14 protein-coding genes are annotated in these 15614 nt (G+C 71.5%); 4 read left to right on the top strand and 10 right to left on the bottom strand.

Going from position 1 to position 15614, the window contains the following annotated elements:
* Positions 1-7: 7 nt before the first annotated feature.
* A complete protein-coding gene (locus JOF36_RS09575) occupies positions 8-1129 on the bottom strand; it encodes an acyl-CoA dehydrogenase family protein (protein ID WP_210026251.1) in 1122 nt (373 codons plus the stop codon).
* Complete coding sequence (locus tag JOF36_RS09570; RefSeq protein ID WP_210026250.1) at positions 1126-2361, bottom strand: acyl-CoA dehydrogenase family protein; 1236 nt, start codon at positions 2359-2361, stop codon at positions 1126-1128. Before JOF36_RS09570 ends, JOF36_RS09575 begins: the two co-directional genes overlap by 4 nt.
* A 115-nt stretch (positions 2362-2476) precedes the next feature.
* On the opposite strand from JOF36_RS09570, the gene JOF36_RS40795 reads away from it, so the two are divergent.
* The gene (locus JOF36_RS40795) at positions 2477-3097 is read left to right on the top strand and encodes a TetR/AcrR family transcriptional regulator (RefSeq protein ID WP_210026249.1); all 621 of its coding nucleotides are present in this window, start codon (positions 2477-2479) and stop codon (positions 3095-3097) included.
* A gap of 50 nt (positions 3098-3147) precedes the next feature.
* Here the strand turns inward: JOF36_RS40795 and JOF36_RS09560 are convergent, their stop codons facing one another.
* The 3 genes from JOF36_RS09560 to JOF36_RS09550 form a co-directional block, all read right to left on the bottom strand.
* Positions 3148-4533: a phosphotransferase family protein gene (locus tag JOF36_RS09560; RefSeq protein ID WP_245350754.1), complete on the bottom strand. Its 1386-nt coding sequence runs from the start codon at positions 4531-4533 to the stop codon at positions 3148-3150.
* Between the two features lie 4 nt (positions 4534-4537).
* Positions 4538-5815 (bottom strand): acyl-CoA dehydrogenase family protein, encoded by a 1278-nt coding sequence (locus tag JOF36_RS09555; RefSeq protein ID WP_210026248.1) that lies wholly within the window; start codon positions 5813-5815, stop codon positions 4538-4540.
* Between the two features lie 91 nt (positions 5816-5906).
* The gene (locus JOF36_RS09550) at positions 5907-6329 is read right to left on the bottom strand and encodes a DUF6223 family protein (protein WP_245350752.1); all 423 of its coding nucleotides are present in this window, start codon (positions 6327-6329) and stop codon (positions 5907-5909) included.
* Positions 6330-6524: 195 nt separating this feature from the next.
* Between JOF36_RS09550 and JOF36_RS09545 the strand changes: the two genes are divergently transcribed.
* The 3 genes from JOF36_RS09545 to JOF36_RS09535 all read left to right on the top strand — a co-directional run bounded on the left by JOF36_RS09545 (position 6525) and on the right by JOF36_RS09535 (position 9193).
* Positions 6525-7643 carry a sensor histidine kinase gene (locus tag JOF36_RS09545; RefSeq protein ID WP_210026247.1) on the top strand — a complete coding sequence of 373 codons (1119 nt, stop codon included), beginning with the start codon at positions 6525-6527 and terminating at the stop codon, positions 7641-7643.
* The gene (locus JOF36_RS09540; protein WP_210026246.1) at positions 7640-8302 is read left to right on the top strand and encodes a response regulator; all 663 of its coding nucleotides are present in this window, start codon (positions 7640-7642) and stop codon (positions 8300-8302) included. Before JOF36_RS09545 ends, JOF36_RS09540 begins: the two co-directional genes overlap by 4 nt.
* A 69-nt stretch (positions 8303-8371) precedes the next feature.
* The gene (locus tag JOF36_RS09535) at positions 8372-9193 is read left to right on the top strand and encodes a crotonase/enoyl-CoA hydratase family protein (protein ID WP_245350749.1); all 822 of its coding nucleotides are present in this window, start codon (positions 8372-8374) and stop codon (positions 9191-9193) included.
* A 161-nt stretch (positions 9194-9354) separates the two neighbouring features.
* On the opposite strand, the gene JOF36_RS40790 is transcribed toward JOF36_RS09535, so the two are convergent.
* The 5 genes from JOF36_RS40790 to JOF36_RS09515 all read right to left on the bottom strand — a co-directional run bounded on the left by JOF36_RS40790 (position 9355) and on the right by JOF36_RS09515 (position 15612).
* A complete protein-coding gene (locus JOF36_RS40790) occupies positions 9355-10665 on the bottom strand; it encodes a cytochrome P450 (RefSeq protein WP_210026245.1) in 1311 nt (436 codons plus the stop codon).
* A gap of 647 nt (positions 10666-11312) precedes the next feature.
* Positions 11313-11438, bottom strand: a complete 126-nt coding sequence (locus JOF36_RS40020; RefSeq protein ID WP_281071245.1) for a hypothetical protein — start codon at positions 11436-11438, stop codon at positions 11313-11315.
* 675 nt (positions 11439-12113) lie between these two features.
* On the bottom strand, positions 12114-14060 hold the full coding sequence (locus tag JOF36_RS09525) for an oxidoreductase (RefSeq protein WP_210026243.1): 1947 nt from the start codon (positions 14058-14060) through the stop codon (positions 12114-12116).
* The gene (locus JOF36_RS09520; protein WP_210026241.1) at positions 14057-14830 is read right to left on the bottom strand and encodes an SDR family NAD(P)-dependent oxidoreductase; all 774 of its coding nucleotides are present in this window, start codon (positions 14828-14830) and stop codon (positions 14057-14059) included. The genes JOF36_RS09525 and JOF36_RS09520 overlap by 4 nt, the downstream gene beginning before the upstream one ends.
* Positions 14827-15612 (bottom strand): amidohydrolase family protein, encoded by a 786-nt coding sequence (locus tag JOF36_RS09515; protein WP_210026240.1) that lies wholly within the window; start codon positions 15610-15612, stop codon positions 14827-14829. The genes JOF36_RS09520 and JOF36_RS09515 overlap by 4 nt, the downstream gene beginning before the upstream one ends.
* Between the last annotated feature and the right edge of the window lie 2 nt (positions 15613-15614).

Below are 15614 nucleotides of genomic sequence, written 5' to 3'. Positions count from 1 at the left end.
CGTTCGATCAGACGCCGAGCCGGTCGGCGAGCCGGGCGCGGTGCTGCGCCGGCGACCCCAGCAACTGCTCGGCGCTCTTGGCCCGCTTGTAGTACAGGTGCGCGTCGTGCTCCCAGGTGTAGCCGACACCGCCGTGGTACTGGACCATCCCGGTGGCGGTGGTGAAGGCCGCCGGGCCGATGTAGGTCTGGGCGAGCGCTGCGGCGACCGGGAGCTCGGCGCGCTCCTCGTCGGCGGTCCATGCTGCGTAGCGCAGCACCGACACCGCGTGCTCCCAGGCGCTGTACATGTCGGCGCAGCCGTGCTTGACGGCCTGGTACGAGCCGATCGGGCGGCCGAACTGCACCCGCACCTTCGCGTAGTCGACGGTCAGCTCCATCGCCCGCGCCTGCACGCCGACCTGCTCGGCGGCCAGTGCCACCGCCGCGAGATCGGCCACCAGGTCGACCGCGGCCGCGGCGTCGGCCGTTGCTAGCCGGCGGGCCGGGGTGGCGGCGAACTCCAGTCGTGCGACGCGGCGGGTCGGGTCCAGCCCGGTGAGCCGCCTGCGGGCGAACCCGGCCGCACCGCCCTCGACCACGAACCAGCCCGGGCCGTCCGGGGTCCGGGCGACGACCAGCACGACGTCGGCGGTGTCGCCGGCGAGCACCGGGGTCTTGACGCCGGTGAGCTGCCAGCGCCCGTCCCGCTCGGTGGCCGTGGTGGCGCCGCCGGTGCGGTCCCACACCCCGCCCCGCTCGGCGACGGCGACGGTGCCGACCAGCTCGCCGGCCGCCAGCTTCGGGAGCAGCTCGGTGCGGGCATCGTCGTCGTCCAGCGCGAGCAGCGCGTCGGTGGCGAGCACCGCGGAGGCGAGGAACGGCACCGGGGTGAGCGCGCGGCCCAGCTCCTCGGCGACGACCGCGCGTTCCACGTGGCCCGCGCCCGCGCCGCCCAACTCGTCGGGCACGGTCAGGCCGAGCACTCCGAGGGCGGCGAGTCCGGACCACACCGCCGGGTCGTGGCCCAGGTCCTGTTCCGGGCCACCGTCCATGACGGCACGCACCCGCTCGGACGGGGCCTTGTCGCTCAGGAACTTCCGCACCGCCGCACGCAGGTCCTCCTGTTCGGCGTCCAGGACGAGCTTCACCGGTCTCCCTCCCGTCGCTGGGTCCCGACCGCGATCTCACGAAACGGGACGTCCCGGTCGACCTGCGGTTCCTTCGGCAGGCCGAGGATCCGCTCGCCGATGATGCCGCGCTGGATCTCGTTGGTGCCGCCGGCGATGCTCGACGACGGCGCCGCGTTGATCCCGAGCGCGAGCTCGGTGCCGCGTTCGTCGTCGGGGTCCCAGGCGACCGCGTCCGCGCCGGCGATCTGCCCGGCGACCTCGATCGCACGCCTCGCCTGCAGTGCGCCGGCCAGCTTGGCCACCGACCCGCGGGCACCCGGTGGCCGGCCCGCGGCCGTCTCCTGGCGCATCCGGGCGTTGAACAGCTCCAGCGCGCGCTCGTGCGCGTAGAGCTCGGCGAGCCGCTCGCGCTGGGCCGGCTCGTGCTCGACCCCGGCGCGGCGGGCCAGTTCGAGCAGCGAGGTGAACTCCAGGGGGTTGCTCTTCGCCTTGCCCCGGCCACCGATCGTCACGCGCTCGTGGCCGAGCATCGTCACCGCGGCCTGCCAGCCGCGACCGACCTCGCCGAGCACGTTCTGGGCCGGGATCTCGACGTCGTCGAAGTAGACCTCGTTGAACGGCGCGCGCCCGGACATGTCCTTGAGCGGGCGCACCGTGACGCCGGGGGCGTGCATGTCGACGACGAACATCGTGAGGCCGGCGTGCTTGGGCCGGTCCGGATCGGTGCGCGCGAGAATGGCCCCGAAGTCGGCGAACTGGGCGTTGGTCGTCCACACCTTCTGGCCGTTGACCACCCAGCGGTCGCCGTCGAGGACCGCCCGGGCCTGCAGGCTCGCGACGTCGGAACCGGCGCCGGGCTCGGAGAACAGCTGACACCAGATCTCCTCGCCGCTCAGCAGCGGCGGCAGGTAGCGCCGGCGCTGCTCGGGCGTGCCGAGATCGACGATCGTCGGCCCGCACATGCCCATCCCGATCAGGAACGGGTAGAGCGGGAGGTCGTACGCGGCGGCCTCGTCGGCGAACACCTGCTGTTCGGCCTGGCCGAGGCCCTGCCCGCCCGCCTCGCGCGGCCAGGTGATGCCGGAGTAGCCGGCGTCGTAGAGCGCGGCCTGGAACTCCCGTGCCCGGCGCAGATGCTCCTCGGGAGGCAGCCCGGCGACCGGGCCGGGGGCGTGTGCACCGAGCCAGGCACGCAGCGTGCTGCGATAGTCCTGCGTCGCAGCGTTCTCGGTCTCGTCGACCGCGGTCATGGGCCACTCCCTCCACATCGACGGGCGTGGGTCGAACTTACCGATCAATCGTTAAGTCCACAACGATCGACCGGTCCAGGGTTCCCATCGGCCCGGGATCGGTCATGCTGTCGCGGTGAGCACCGCACCCGCCGAGCGGCCCGGTCCCGACTCGCCCCCGCGCGGCGGCGGCCGCGACGCCATCACCGCGGCCGCACGTGAGAGCTTCGCCGAGCGCGGGTACCACGGCACCTCCATCCGCGACATCGCCCGGCGGGCCGGGCTGTCGCTCTCGGCCCTCTACTACTGGCACCCGAGCAAGCAGCACCTGCTGGCCGCGCTGGTGGAGGAGATCACCCACGACTACTTCCGGCGCTGCGATCTCGCCCTGCGCGAGACCGGCGACGACCCGGCCGACCGGCTGTGCGCGCTGGTCCGGGTCACCGTCGAGTACCGGGTGAGCCGCCGGGTGGAGAGCAACATCGCCAACCTCGAGTGGCGCAACCTCGAACCCGAGAACCGGGAGCGGCTCGCGGGGCTGCGCCGCGCCGCCACCGGGCTCTGGGCCGACATCATCTCCGACGGCGTCGCTCGTGGGGCGTTCCACGACGAGCACCCCGACGAGGCCCGGCGGGCGATCGTCGCCGCCTGCAACGCGATCGCGCAGTGGTACGAGCCCGACGGCGAGATCACACTGCCGGAGCTGGCCGACCGGTACGCCGGGATCGCCCTGCGGATCGTCGACCACCGGGGCTGACGTCCGGCCACAGCCCCGAGATCGGCGGGTGCCTTCCGCAGCGGCTCCGGTCAGCCCGGCTGGGTCAGATAGCGGGGGTTGGCCACGGCGAGCCGGTCGGTGACCGCGGCGCGGACGGCGGCGAGCAACGCCGGGTCGTCGGCGTCGAGCACGCCGGCGCGGATCGCCGAGGCGAGGCCCGCCTGGTCGTCCCTGGCGAACGCGGCGAGCCGTTCGCGGTGCCGCTGCTCCAGCCCGGGACCGAGCAGCAGCTCGCGCTCGACGCCGTCGAGGGTGTTGGCGCCGACGCGGGCGAGGAAGCTCAGCCGGCCCTCGGTGGCCGGCATGACGTCGTCCCGCAGGAACATCGCGACGGCGGCGACGAGCTCGGCGGCCGTCGGGCGCCCGTGCAGGTCGGACCCCGGTGCCGGGTCCGGGGTGTCGACCGGATCGGCGGGCAGGCCGAGCTCGAGCAGCACGTCGTGTTCCTGCTCGCACACCCGCCGTCCGATCGCCGCGAGCTCCATCGACGGCGTCTGCCCCGACAGGTGCCGCTCGGCCATGCCCCGGCAGCCGACGGCCCACCAGGCGGTGCCGTAGACCTGCCACCAGCGCACCGCCTCCGGGTCGGGACGGTGGCCCGCGACCTCGGCGTAACCGTCGAGCAGCTGCTCCACCGTGCCGAACCCGCCCGCGGGCAGCGGAGACCCGAAGCGCCAGCACTTGACGCACAGCCAGCCGAGGTCCTCGCGCGGGTCACCGCGGTGCACGAGCTCCCAGTCGAGCACGGCCCGCAGCCCGGACGGGTCGACGATCAGGTTGCCGGTGCGGAAGTCGCCGTGCACGACGGTCTCGGCCACCTCGGCGGGCCGGTTCCGCTCGAGCCACTTCAGCGCGATCTCGATGGCGGGCAGCGGCTCGCCGAGATCGTCGTAGGTCGCTCGCAACTGCTCGAGCGGATCGGCGGCTACCGGATCCGGCACCGCCTCGAGCGGGATCGTGTGGATCCGGGCGAGGGTGCGGCCGAGCTCGGCGGCGAGTCCCTCGCGCGCCGCGGCGTACCGCGGCTCGCGCAGCAGGCGACGGGCGATCGTCTCACCCTCGACGTGTTCGGTGATCAGGTACGGCGCGCCGAGCGTCGCCGGGTCGGTACCGCTGTCGACCAGCAGCGGCACCGGCACCCCGGCGGCGTGCGCGCCGGCGATGGCCGCGGCCTCCCGGGCCATCCCGTCCGGACGGTCCGCGCCCGGCGGGTCGCGCCGCAGCACGAGGCGGCGCGCCTGCCCCGTCGCCGGCTGCGCGGTGAACGCCCAGGTCTCCCGGCTGGCTCCGCCGGTGAGCCGGGTGGGAGTGTCCGCCGAGACCTCGGCGCCCAGCACGGCGCTGAGCCGGTGGCCCAACAGCAGCCCCAGCACGTCCGGGTCGGCGGGATCGGCCGGACTGCCGTCGAGCATCATCGGCTCACCGGGCGCGGGTGCCGTCGTGGGAGGCCTTGCGCGGGCCCGCGAACCCGAACAGGTAACCGGCGACCTTGCGCATCTGGATCTCCTCCGTCCCCTCGGTGATGCGGTAGCGGCGGTGGTGGCGGTAGATGTGCTCGAACGGCGTGTGCCGGGTGTAGCCGAGCCCCCCGTGCACCTGCATGGCCCGGTCGGCCGCGTCGCAGACGAACCGGTTGGCCCGGTAGTTGCACATCGAGACCCGGTCGCTGATCTCCATGTGCGGCAACCGGTCGAGCTCCCACGCGGTCTTGCGGACCAGGCCACGCAGCAGCTCGGCCTCGGTCTGCAGCTCGACCAGCGGCCACTGGATCGCCTGCTGCGTCGCGAGCGGCTTGCCGAACGTCACGCGTTCGCGGGCGTACGCCACGCTGCGGTCGATGCAGTACTGACCGGCCCCGACACCCGAGGCGGCCTGCCGGATCCGGTTCTCGTGCACGAACGTCTGGGCCACTGCCAGCCCCGCGCCCTCCTCGCCGAAGATCGCCGAGCTCGGCACCCGCACGTCGCGGATGGTGACCTCGGCGTGGTCGGTGGGCATGTTGAACGTCCACCAGTGGAAGTCCACCGAGAACCCGGGGGTCTCGGTCGGGACGAAGAACGCCGTGATTCCGCGGGCGTCGCCCGGGTCGCCCGACGTGCGGGCGAACACCACGTCGTGCGTGGCGGAGTGCATGCCGGAGTTGAAGCGCTTGGCCCCGTTGATGATCCAGTCGTCCCCGTCCCGGACGGCGGTGGTCTCCATCCAGGTGGCATCGCTGCCGTGGTCGGGCTCGGTGAGCCCGAAGCCGATCCGCGTGGTGCGCGACAGCATCGGTTCCAGGAACTCCTCGCACTGCCCGGGAGTGCCGTAGGCGAGCAGCATGTGCACGAACGGGAAGTTCCCGACGACCGACGCCTCGTTCTGCAGGTCGTTGTGCAGCCCGAGCCCCTTGGCCGCCAGGTGCTCCCGGATCACGGCCATGTCCAGATTGGTCCCGCCGGAACCCCCGACCTCCTCGGGGAGCCCGTAACGCAGCCAGCCCGCCGCGTCGGCGCGGCCGAACATCTCGCCGAGCAGCTCCTCCCACTCGCGGCGCGGCACCCCGCCGTTCTCGAAGTCGGTGCGGGCGTACTCCCGGCGGTGGTCGAAGAACCGCTGGTTGTCGTCCTGCTCCTGCAGCGGCCGGATCTCCCGGTCGATGAAGTCGTCGAGATCGGCGAGCCGCCGGGTCAGCTCCACCGGGAGTTCGAAGTCCACCCTGGCCTCCTTAACGATCGTTCAGGCAGCATGGCATCGCGGGGCGACGGCGTACAGAACATGGGCGATTTCGACGTCTGAGGGGACCCGTTCACCGACCTCGGTTGCGACGCGTGTTGTCGACGACCTCGACCTGTCTGCCGGTGGTACGGGAGCGGGCCAGCGCCAGCCCGCCGAGGCTCACGGCGATCAGGCCGATGACGAGGGCGATGTAGCCGCCGACGATGCCGTAGCCGGTGCCGGGGCCACCCTCGGCGGCGGCCACGACCAGCCCGCCGATGGCGGCACCGCTCAGCCCGGCCGGCAGGGCCACGAGAGCTCCCTTCCTGCCGGTGCCGTTCCGGCCGGTGGAGCGGGTCAGCGCCAGCGCGCCGATGATCGTGCCGGCCAGCCCGACCAGCACGGCCACCAAGGACCAGAAGCGGCCGGCTGTCAGCGTGTAGGCACCGGTGGGGTCCGGCTGGGTCACGACGAGCGACGCCAGCGCGAGGACCGGTAGTTCACGGACGGACATGAGATGCTCCTTCTCCTGCTCGACGGGCGTGGTACCGAGCATGTCGGCCGGTGGAGCGCCGGTCGTCGTCCCGCGGCGGGCAGTCCGGGCTGCTGCGCACGCTGCACGCAGCGGGGGACCTACCGTGTTCGCGGTAGACCACTGATCGTCCGTGCGCAGGAGTCGCCCGGGCGGCTGTCCGGCTAACGTGCACGGATGGGCAGGGGCCGGGTCGGGGTCCGGGACTGGGTGATCGGCGTCGGCGTGGCGGCGATCCTGCTGGCCACCGCCCTGCTCGACCGACCCCAGCTCGTACGGCTGGACCCGCTGGCCTACGGGTTGCTCGTGGCCGGGGGTCTGTCGCTGGTGGCGTGGCGGCGAGCGCCGGTGCTCGTGCTGGCGGTGACCGGGTTGTGCGTGCTCGGCCACCAGGCTCTCGGGTTGGACGTGCCGGCCGTCGCGTACCTGGTCGCGGTGTACGCCGCGGTGCGGGCGGGGTATCGCCTCGTCACGGTGGCCGGCTCGCTGATCATGCTGGCCGTTGTTCCGCCGGCGCTGCTCCTCTCGCCCCTCGATGTGACCGTGGGCCAGGCGTTCCTGCAGGCCCGCGACGTGCTCCCGCTGGCGTGGCTGATCGCCGCCGGCACGGCGGGGGAAGCGCTGCGTCAGGCCGAGCGCCGGGCGGACGAGGCCGAGCGCACCCGGGAGGAGACCGCGCGGCGCCGCGCCGACGAGGAGCGCCTGCACATCGCACGGGAGCTGCACGATTCGCTGACCCACCAGATCTCGGTCATCAAGGTGCAGGCCGAAGCCGCCGTTCACCTGGCCCGCAAGCGAGACGAACAGGTCCCACCGGCCATGCTGGCGATCCGGGACGCCGGTCGGGAGGCGGCCCGGGAACTACGGGCGACCCTCGAAGCGCTGCGTGACGAGGAGACGAACCCCGCACGTGGGCTCGACCACGTCCCGGACCTGGTCGAACATGCCCGCGCGACCGGTCTGGACGCGACGCTGACGATCGACGGGCAACGACACGACCTACCGGCCGCGACGGACCGGACCGGGTACCGGATCGTTCAGGAGTCGCTGACCAACATCGTCCGGCACGCCGCCGCCGCGACCGCGTCGGTCCGGATCGACTACCGGCTCGACGCCCTGGTCATCCGGGTCGACGACGACGGCACGGCCACATCGGACACCGCGCCGGTACCCGGTTCCGGGCTGCTCGGGATGCGCGAACGCGTCACCGCCCTCGGCGGTCGGCTACAGGCGGCGCCGCGCAGCGAGGGCGGCTTCACCGTCCTGGCCGAGCTTCCCGTGGAGCACACCACATGATCCGGGTCCTGCTGATCGACGACCAGCCGCTGATCCGTAGCGGGTTCCGCGCGCTGCTCGAGGCCGAGGACGACATCGAGGTGGTGGCCGAGGCCGGCGACGGCAGCGACGGCCTGGCACTCGCCAGGCAGCACCTGCCCGACCTCGCCCTGGTCGACATCCAGATGCCGGTCGTCGACGGCATCGAGGCGACCCGACGCATCGCCGCGGACCCGACCCTGGCCGGGGTACACGTCGTCGTCCTGACCAACTACGGCCTGGACGAGTACGTCTTCCACGCACTGCGCGCCGGAGCGGCCGGATTCCTCGTCAAGGACATCCAGCCCGAGGACTTCCTCCACGCCGTCCGCGTCGCCGCGCGCGGCGACGCCCTGCTCGCACCGTCGATCACCCGCAAGCTGATCGACCGCTACGTCACCCAGCCACCCCATGATCACGCCGGGACCGCGCTCACCCAGCTGACCAACCGCGAACGCGAGGCCGTCACCCTGGTCGCACAGGGCCTGGGCAACGACCAGATCGCCGCCCGCATGGTGATCAGCCCGCTCACCGCGAAGACCCACATCAACCGGGCGATGTCCAAGCTCCATGCCCGCGACCGCGCCCAACTCGTCGTCTTCGCCTACGAATCCGGCCTGGTCACCCCGCGCGACGCTTGAGCCCCGGGGCCGGCGTTCTACCGTTGGTCCACAGCGACCGGCCCGGTCCCCCGGGCCAGGAGGAGCAGCATGAGCGAGCAGAACGGCACCGACCGCGTGCGCGTCACCGTCTCCGAGGGGGTGGCCGATGTCCGGCTGTCCCGCCCGGACAAGCGCAACGCGCTGGACCCGGCCATGTTCGAAGCCCTGGTCACGACGGGCGAACAGCTGCGGACCGACCCGGCGGTGCGCGTCGTCGTGCTCTCGGGGGAGGGCCCGGACTTCTGCGCGGGGCTCGACTTCGGCTCGTTCACGGCCATGGCGTCCGGCGAACGGCTGTCGGCCACCGCGCAGCTGCCGCCCTCGGACGGGCCGGCGCAGGCGACCGGTCAGCGGGCCGCGTACGTGTGGGCGGAGCTGCCGGTGCCGGTGATCGCCGCGATGCGCGGCAACGCGCTCGGCGGCGGCCTGCAGATCGCGCTGGGCGCCGACATCCGCATCGTCGCCCCGGACGCGCGACTCTCGGTGATGGAGGTCGCGTGGGGGCTGATCCCCGACATGACCGGCACCCAGCTGCTGCCCGAGCTGGTCGGCCGGGACGTCGCGAAGGAACTCACCCTGACCGGGCGGAAGATCGACGGGACGGAGGCGGCAGCGCTCGGGCTCGCCACCCGGACCGATCCCGACCCGCTCGGCGCCGCGCTCGCCCTGGCCCGCGAGATCGCCGGCCGCAACCCGCACGCCGTGCGCGCCGCGAAGCGGCTGCTCGACCTCGCCGGGCGGGTGGACCTGGCCACCGGGTTCGCCGCCGAGCAGACCGAGATCAGCGCGCTGATCGGGAGCCCGAACCAGGTGGAGGCGGTCACCGCCAACTTCGCGAAGCGCCCACCGGCGTTCGAGGACGTGCCGTGACCGGTGCCGGGTGCACCACACTCGCCGCGGCTCGAGCGCCGTAGCTTGGGCAACCCGTGGCCATGGCCGACATGCCGGGAGCCGACCGGGCGACGGCACGGAAAGCGTTGCGATTCCCGGAAAGCCGCGGCGACGATGTCTCGCCTGTTACGTGGTGACTTTCACGTTGCGACAGGGGTGAATTCCACCCACAACTCTTTCAGCCCGCGCAGGAAGTAGCTCGGGTTGTGGTCGAAGGTGTTCTTCTCCGGCAACCGGATGCTCTCGATGCGCTGCACCACGGTCTTGAAGCCGTAGTAGAGCTCACGGCGGGCCAGCGGGGCGCCGAGGCAGACGTGCGCGCCACCGCCGTAGCCCAGGTGTGAGCGCGGTTTGGCACGCTCGAGGTCGATCTCGGAGGCGCGGTCACGGTAGTAGCGTTCATCGCGGTTGGCCGCGCCGAAGCGGAGGCTGACGATCGAGCCGGCTGGGATGGCGATGCCGTGCAGGGTGACGTCCTCGGAGGTCTCGCGCAGCATCGCCTGTACGGGGGCTTCGAGGCGGACGACCTCTTCGATGAACGTCGGCAGGTACTTCTCCGGGTCAGCTTTGAGAGCTTTGAAGACATCTGGGCGCTCGACGAGCATAACCATTCCTGCCGCCAGGGCATTCGTGGTCGTCTCGGAGCCACCGACGAAGAAGTCGGCCATCATCTCCGAGTGGAGCTCATTGTCGTTGAGAGTGCGGCCCCATTCAGGAATCTCCTTGTTGACGAGGTCGCTGAGCAGCGAGTCCTCTGGGCACTCACGGAGCCTCTCGAAGATCGGCTGGAAGTACTGCTGTGCCTCGATCTCCTTCTTGGCCGACCACATCCGCTCCTCGTGGGTCTGCATCAGCCCCAGCCGCTGCACCCAGGCGTCTGTCCATGCCTTGATCTTCGGCATGTCCTCCTCGGGCACACCCATCTGTTCGCCGATCGTGTAAAGCGGCAGCGGCACGGCATACGCCTTCACCCATTCACACTCGCGTGAATCGATGAAGTCATCCATCAGCTTGTTGGCCAGGCGCTCTACGAACGGGTCCAGTTTGCTGATCCTCGCGGGCCGAAAGGCATCGCTGAACATCCGGCGTAGTTGCAGGTGCTCCGGTGCGTCGAGAGCATCCAGCGTCGCCACCGGCGTCCAACCCTCGTTCTCGTAGAGAGCGGCCAGCTCATGCGAGTGGTCGGCCTCCTTGTCGAAGGCAGCGGCTTGGTCGGGGTCCTCGGGTCGCACTGCCTTCTCGGTCATGCCGGCAGCACTGCCGACGCGGTTGGTGTAGATCTTCGGCTCCGCGAGCACGTGACGAATGTCCTCGTACCGTGTCAGCACGTACATGCCGGTCGCCGGATCACGCCACACCGGTGCCTCATCCCGCAGCTTCTGATGAGCTCCGTAGGGGCACTTGTTGGTGGCCGGGTCGAAGAAGCTGACCTCACTAGATGTGTCGGTCACTGCATTTTTCCTTTCGACTCCACTTTCCATGGACACGCATATCATGGCAATGCCAATTACGATCTATCGACTCCCAACGCAATTGCCGAGCACCTTCTCGGCCAATTACGGAGCGTCGTCAACCAGCAGCGAGGATCTTGCACTAAAGCTCGATCAGGACTGCTGAATCCTCGGTGACGCAGCGGACCGCGCCTGCGGCCATGGCCGGGTCAACTGGGCTACGGGATCTGTGAATCGGACCGGCGAGGTTACAGAGCTCGTGGAGATCACCATTCCCCTGGTGAACATCGCTGCGACGCCGTCCAGTGCCCGCGCCCCGCGGCTGTCGAGACTCGAGAGCGAGCGCCGCCTGCACGACGCCCTCGCGACGAATGTCGAGTTTCGTCGAGCCATGACACGCATTCCGACCCGGGACGTGCGCGGGGCGTTGACCACGAGCCGATCTTCACCTCGAGTTGGATAGCGCAGCGCCGGACTGTCCCGGCCATCGCGCGAGCGGCCGTCGCAAGCCCGCCGATGATCACGCCGAGCAGGAGGCAGACCTCGCCTTCTCACAGACAGGACGCGACATCCCTGCCCACACCGGCGACGATGACGCCCTTGAACTCCCGATCGTTGCGCGATACGAGGAAACGATCGAGATACCCCTACACGCGATCGGACGCCGCCGCGAACTCGTCGAGCGAGCCGAACGAGTAGTAGGTGTCGATGTCTTGAATCAGCCGCGGCAGGTCGTTCATCGGGGCCGGAACAACCGCGTTGACCAGGATCATGGCCGGCAGCTGCGACGTGAAACCCCGCTACGAACTCACACTTATCGTCCGGGTTCCGGCCCACCGTGCAGCGGCCGTCACCGACGTTGGCACACATGTCGCGTTGGTTCGTTAGGTCGGCCTGGGCTTTGGACACGCCTTCGTGCACCTCCCAGGGGGCGGACTGTCACGCCCACACCCCGATACTGATAACGATAACCCTAGACTGACGCGACCCCACGACAGTGTCAAGCGTCACCACGATGAGACTGCGACGCGGACACGTGCTCATCATGATTATGAATTTTCCTCGGCCCCCGCATGAGGGGAGCGACGATTACGCCGCCCGGTGCCCACCGAATCCTGACGCGGGGTCGGGTGCTGCCCCCAAACGGTGCGCCCCTGGTTACATAGACCCCGCTGATCTACCTACCGGGTCGGCCGGCTGCTCTTGCGCCACAAAGACCGAGTTCGGGCGGCGGCCGAGGCCGCTGCCCATCACCCTGGGCTGCGCAGCCACGAGTCGCTGCGTGCTGTGTAGCGTCCTTCGCCACGCCACGTCACGCACAGCTCCCGGATCGCGGCCCGCAGCTCGTCGAGGGTGGGGTCGTCGGGGCACGGTCATCTGCTCCTCGGGATCGCAGGAGACGGCGCCACGGGGGCCAGTAGGAGGCCGGCCCGTGGCGCCGGTGAAGCTCATAGCGATCGGCCGGCGAGCCGGCCCTCGCGCACCGCCTCGGTGATCGTCCGTGGCGCGTTCGCGTCCCCGACCAGCAACACCCGCGGGTGGTCCAGCTCGGTGGCGAGCTCGTCGCGAGCCCGGTTCCCACCGGCGACCACGACCACGTCGGCCGGGCGGTCGAACCCGATGCCCGAGAGCGTGTCGGTGAAGTGGACCGCGCCCGGAACCACCCGGGTGGCCGCGGCGTGCACCAGGAACTCGACGCCCTTGCGCGCCAGGCGCCGGTGCATGGTCATCATCGTGGCCGAGTCGAGCCCGGAGCCGGCCGAGAGCTTCGGCGTGGACACCACGACCTCGGCACCCGCGTCGGCCAGCACCTCGGCCGGCAGGTAGGCCGGGAAGTGCCCGACCTCGTCGACGACGACCACCCGCCTGCCCGCCCAGTCCTCGTCCCGGGCCGCGAGGGCGGCGACCGGATCGAGCACCCGCCCGCCGTCGACCTCGAGCGCGGTGTCCCGCGGCGCCGATCCGGTCGCGACGACGACGGCATCGAACCCGGCGAACGAGCCGGCGGCGGCGCGGACGCCGAGCCGGATGTCCACCCCGAGCCGCTTCAGCTCGGCCGCCTGGTACTCGACGATCTCGGCCAGCTCGGCGCGGGCGGCGGTGGAGGACGCCACCGGGACCTGGCCGCCGAGGGCGTCGCGTGCCTCGAACAGCACGACGTCGTGCCCGCGCCCGGCGGCCACGACCGCGGTCTCCATCCCCGCCGGTCCCCCGCCGACCACCGCGACTCTCAGCCGCTCGGCGGCCGGGGCGGCGGTGCCGAGCCCGAGATCGGCCTCCCGGCCGACCGCGGGGTTCACCGAGCAGGTCAGGTGCCGGGTGAGATAGAGGTTGCCGAAGCAGCCCTGGTTGCAGCCGATGCAGGGCCGGGCGGTCTCCGGGGCGTGCTGGACCTTGTTCACCCACTCCGGGTCCGCGATCTGGGACCGGGTGACCGCGACGACGTCGGCCTCACCCGACTCCAGGATCCGCTCGGCGTGGTCCGGATCCTTGATCCGCCCGACCGCGATCACCGGTACGTCCACGACCGTGCGGATCGCCGCGGCGAAGGGCACGAACACACCGTGCTCCACGTCCATCGGGGGGACGATGAGGTGGTTGTCGGCCGAGGTGCCCGCGCTGACGCTGAGGTAGTCGATCAGCCCGGTCTCGGCGACCCGGCGGGCGATCTCGACGTAGTCGTCGCTGTGCAGCCCGTCGGCGCGCAGGTCGTCCCCGTTGAGCCGCAGGCCGAGCACCTTCTCGTCGCCGAGCCCCGCCCGGGTGCGGCGCAGCCCTTCCAGCAGGAACCGCATCCGGTTCTCCAGCGACCCGCCCCAGCGGTCGGTGCGCCGGTTGTTCACCGGGGAGAGGAACTGCACCGGCAGGTACTCGTGCGCGCTGTGGAACTCGGCCCCGTCGACCCGGGACCGCCCGACCACCCGCGCCGCCTGCTCGTACCCGTCGAGGAGCTCCTGGATCTGGGCCTCGGTCATCGAGTGCGGGATCTCCGGTGAGATCGCGCTGCGGACGTCCGACGGAGCCCACAGCGCGTGGAACGAGTCCAGCGAGGGCATCCGGGACCCGCTGTGCGCCAGCTGCACCCAGACCGCGCAGTCGTGCTCGTGCAGGCCGTCGGCCAACCGGTCCAGCGAGGGGATGATCTTCTCGTCGTAGGCGAGCAGGTACTCGGGGAACTTGGGAGCGGTCGGGTGGATCGCGGCGCCCTCGACGACGATCGCACCGGTCCCGCCCTTGGCCCGCTCCAGGTAGTACCGGTACATCTGGTCACCGACGACGCCCTCGGACGACATCAGCGTCTGGTGGCCGGGGAACACGACCCGGTTCTTCAGCCGCAGCCTGCCGCGGGACAGTCCGGAGGCGAGATGCGGGTAGCGCACGACCGCGGCGCTCACCACAGCTCCCGCATCGCGCCCCAGGGCCCGCCCTGGGCGCTGATCCCGCCGTCGACGGTGATCACCTGGCCGGAGATCATGCCCCCGGCCGGCGAGACCAGGAACGCGGCGACGTCGGCGATGTCGGCCGGGGTGCACAGGCGGCCGACCGGGGTGTGGTCGACGAGCAGCCTGCGCACATCCTCCCGGCCGTCGAGATAGATCTCCAGCGAGTCGGTGCGGACGGGGCCGGGAACGATCGTGTTCGCCGTGACGCCCTGCGGTCCGAGCTCGACGGCCCAGGACCGGGTGAGCGCCTCCAGAGCCGCCTTCGCCCCGCCGAGCAGCCCGTGCCCGGCCTGCGCGAACCGGGCATCGAGCCCGCCGATGGTGAGCAACCGCCCGCCCGGCCGCATGACCGGTGCGGTGCGGTGCACCAGCTCGACCAGGCTGTCGACCACCGTGGCGAAGGTCGTCCGGCTGTGCCGGGCCGCCAGGCCGGCCAGCGGCCGGAACACCGTCGACGCTGCGTTCGCGACCAGGGTGTCCACCCTGCCGAACCGCGCGAGGGCCTGATCGGCGAGGTCGGCGACCTGGTCGGGATCGGCCAGGTCGGCGGTCACCACGAGGGTCCGTGCTCCGGCCGCACCCGCGATCCGGGCCACTTCCTGCGCCGCGTCGACGTCCCGGCGCCCGTGCACGACACAGTCGTGGTCGACCGCCAGCCGCTCGAGGATCGCACGACCGATCCCGCGGGCGCTGCCGGTCACCAGGGCGACCCGGCGCGTCACGGCTGCAGGCCGAGCAGCCGGGCGAGGTTCCCCCCGAGCACCGCGTCGGTGTCGGTGTCGGAGAGCCCGAGGTCGCGGATCGCGGTGATCTCCGCGCCCGGGTCGGCCATCGGCCAGTCCGAGGCGAACACGATCCGGTCGGCACCGTGCTTCTCGACGGCCGCGCGGACCCGCGCCGGGTCCAGGGTCGCCAGCGAGGGCGGCCACGACGTGTCGAGGTGGACGGGCAGTCCGACCACCGTCTCGAACGCCTCCTCGAAGCGGTGGTAGCCGCCGAAGTGACAGGCGACCACGTCGAGCCGCGGGAACTGCCGGACGATCTCGGCGAGCATCGCCGGGCTGCACCGCTCGCCCGGGTCCGTTCCCGCCGCGCCGACATGGATGATCACGGCGAACTCACCGGACATCGCGTCCAGGGTGGCGAGCAGCCGCGGGTCGTCGAGCCGCAGGTCCTGGAACATCGGGTGCACCTTGGCCCCCTTGAGCCCGTGGGTGCGCAGGCTCGCCACGTTCTCCTCGGGACTCAGCCCGGGATGCACGGACCCGAACCCGACGAACCGCGCGGGGTCCAGGGACCCGGCGAAGCGGTTGGCGTTGTCCACCCGCTCCGGGGTGTTGGCGACGCCCAGGCACACCGACCGGTCCACCCCGGAGGCGGCCATGACCTCGGTCAGGCTGCCGACGGTGCCGTCGCCGAAGCGCTTCAGGTCCGCGGGCGAGCCCGCGATGGCCTTCTTCGCCACCCGGTCCGGATAGACGTGCGTGTGACCGTCGATGATCATGC

Origin of the sequence: Pseudonocardia parietis (assembly GCF_017876315.1) — a bacterium.
Taxonomy (GTDB): Bacteria; Actinomycetota; Actinomycetes; order Mycobacteriales; family Pseudonocardiaceae; genus Pseudonocardia; species Pseudonocardia parietis.
Note: the sequence above shows the minus strand (reverse complement) of the source record. Positions and strands in the feature narration are given on the sequence as shown.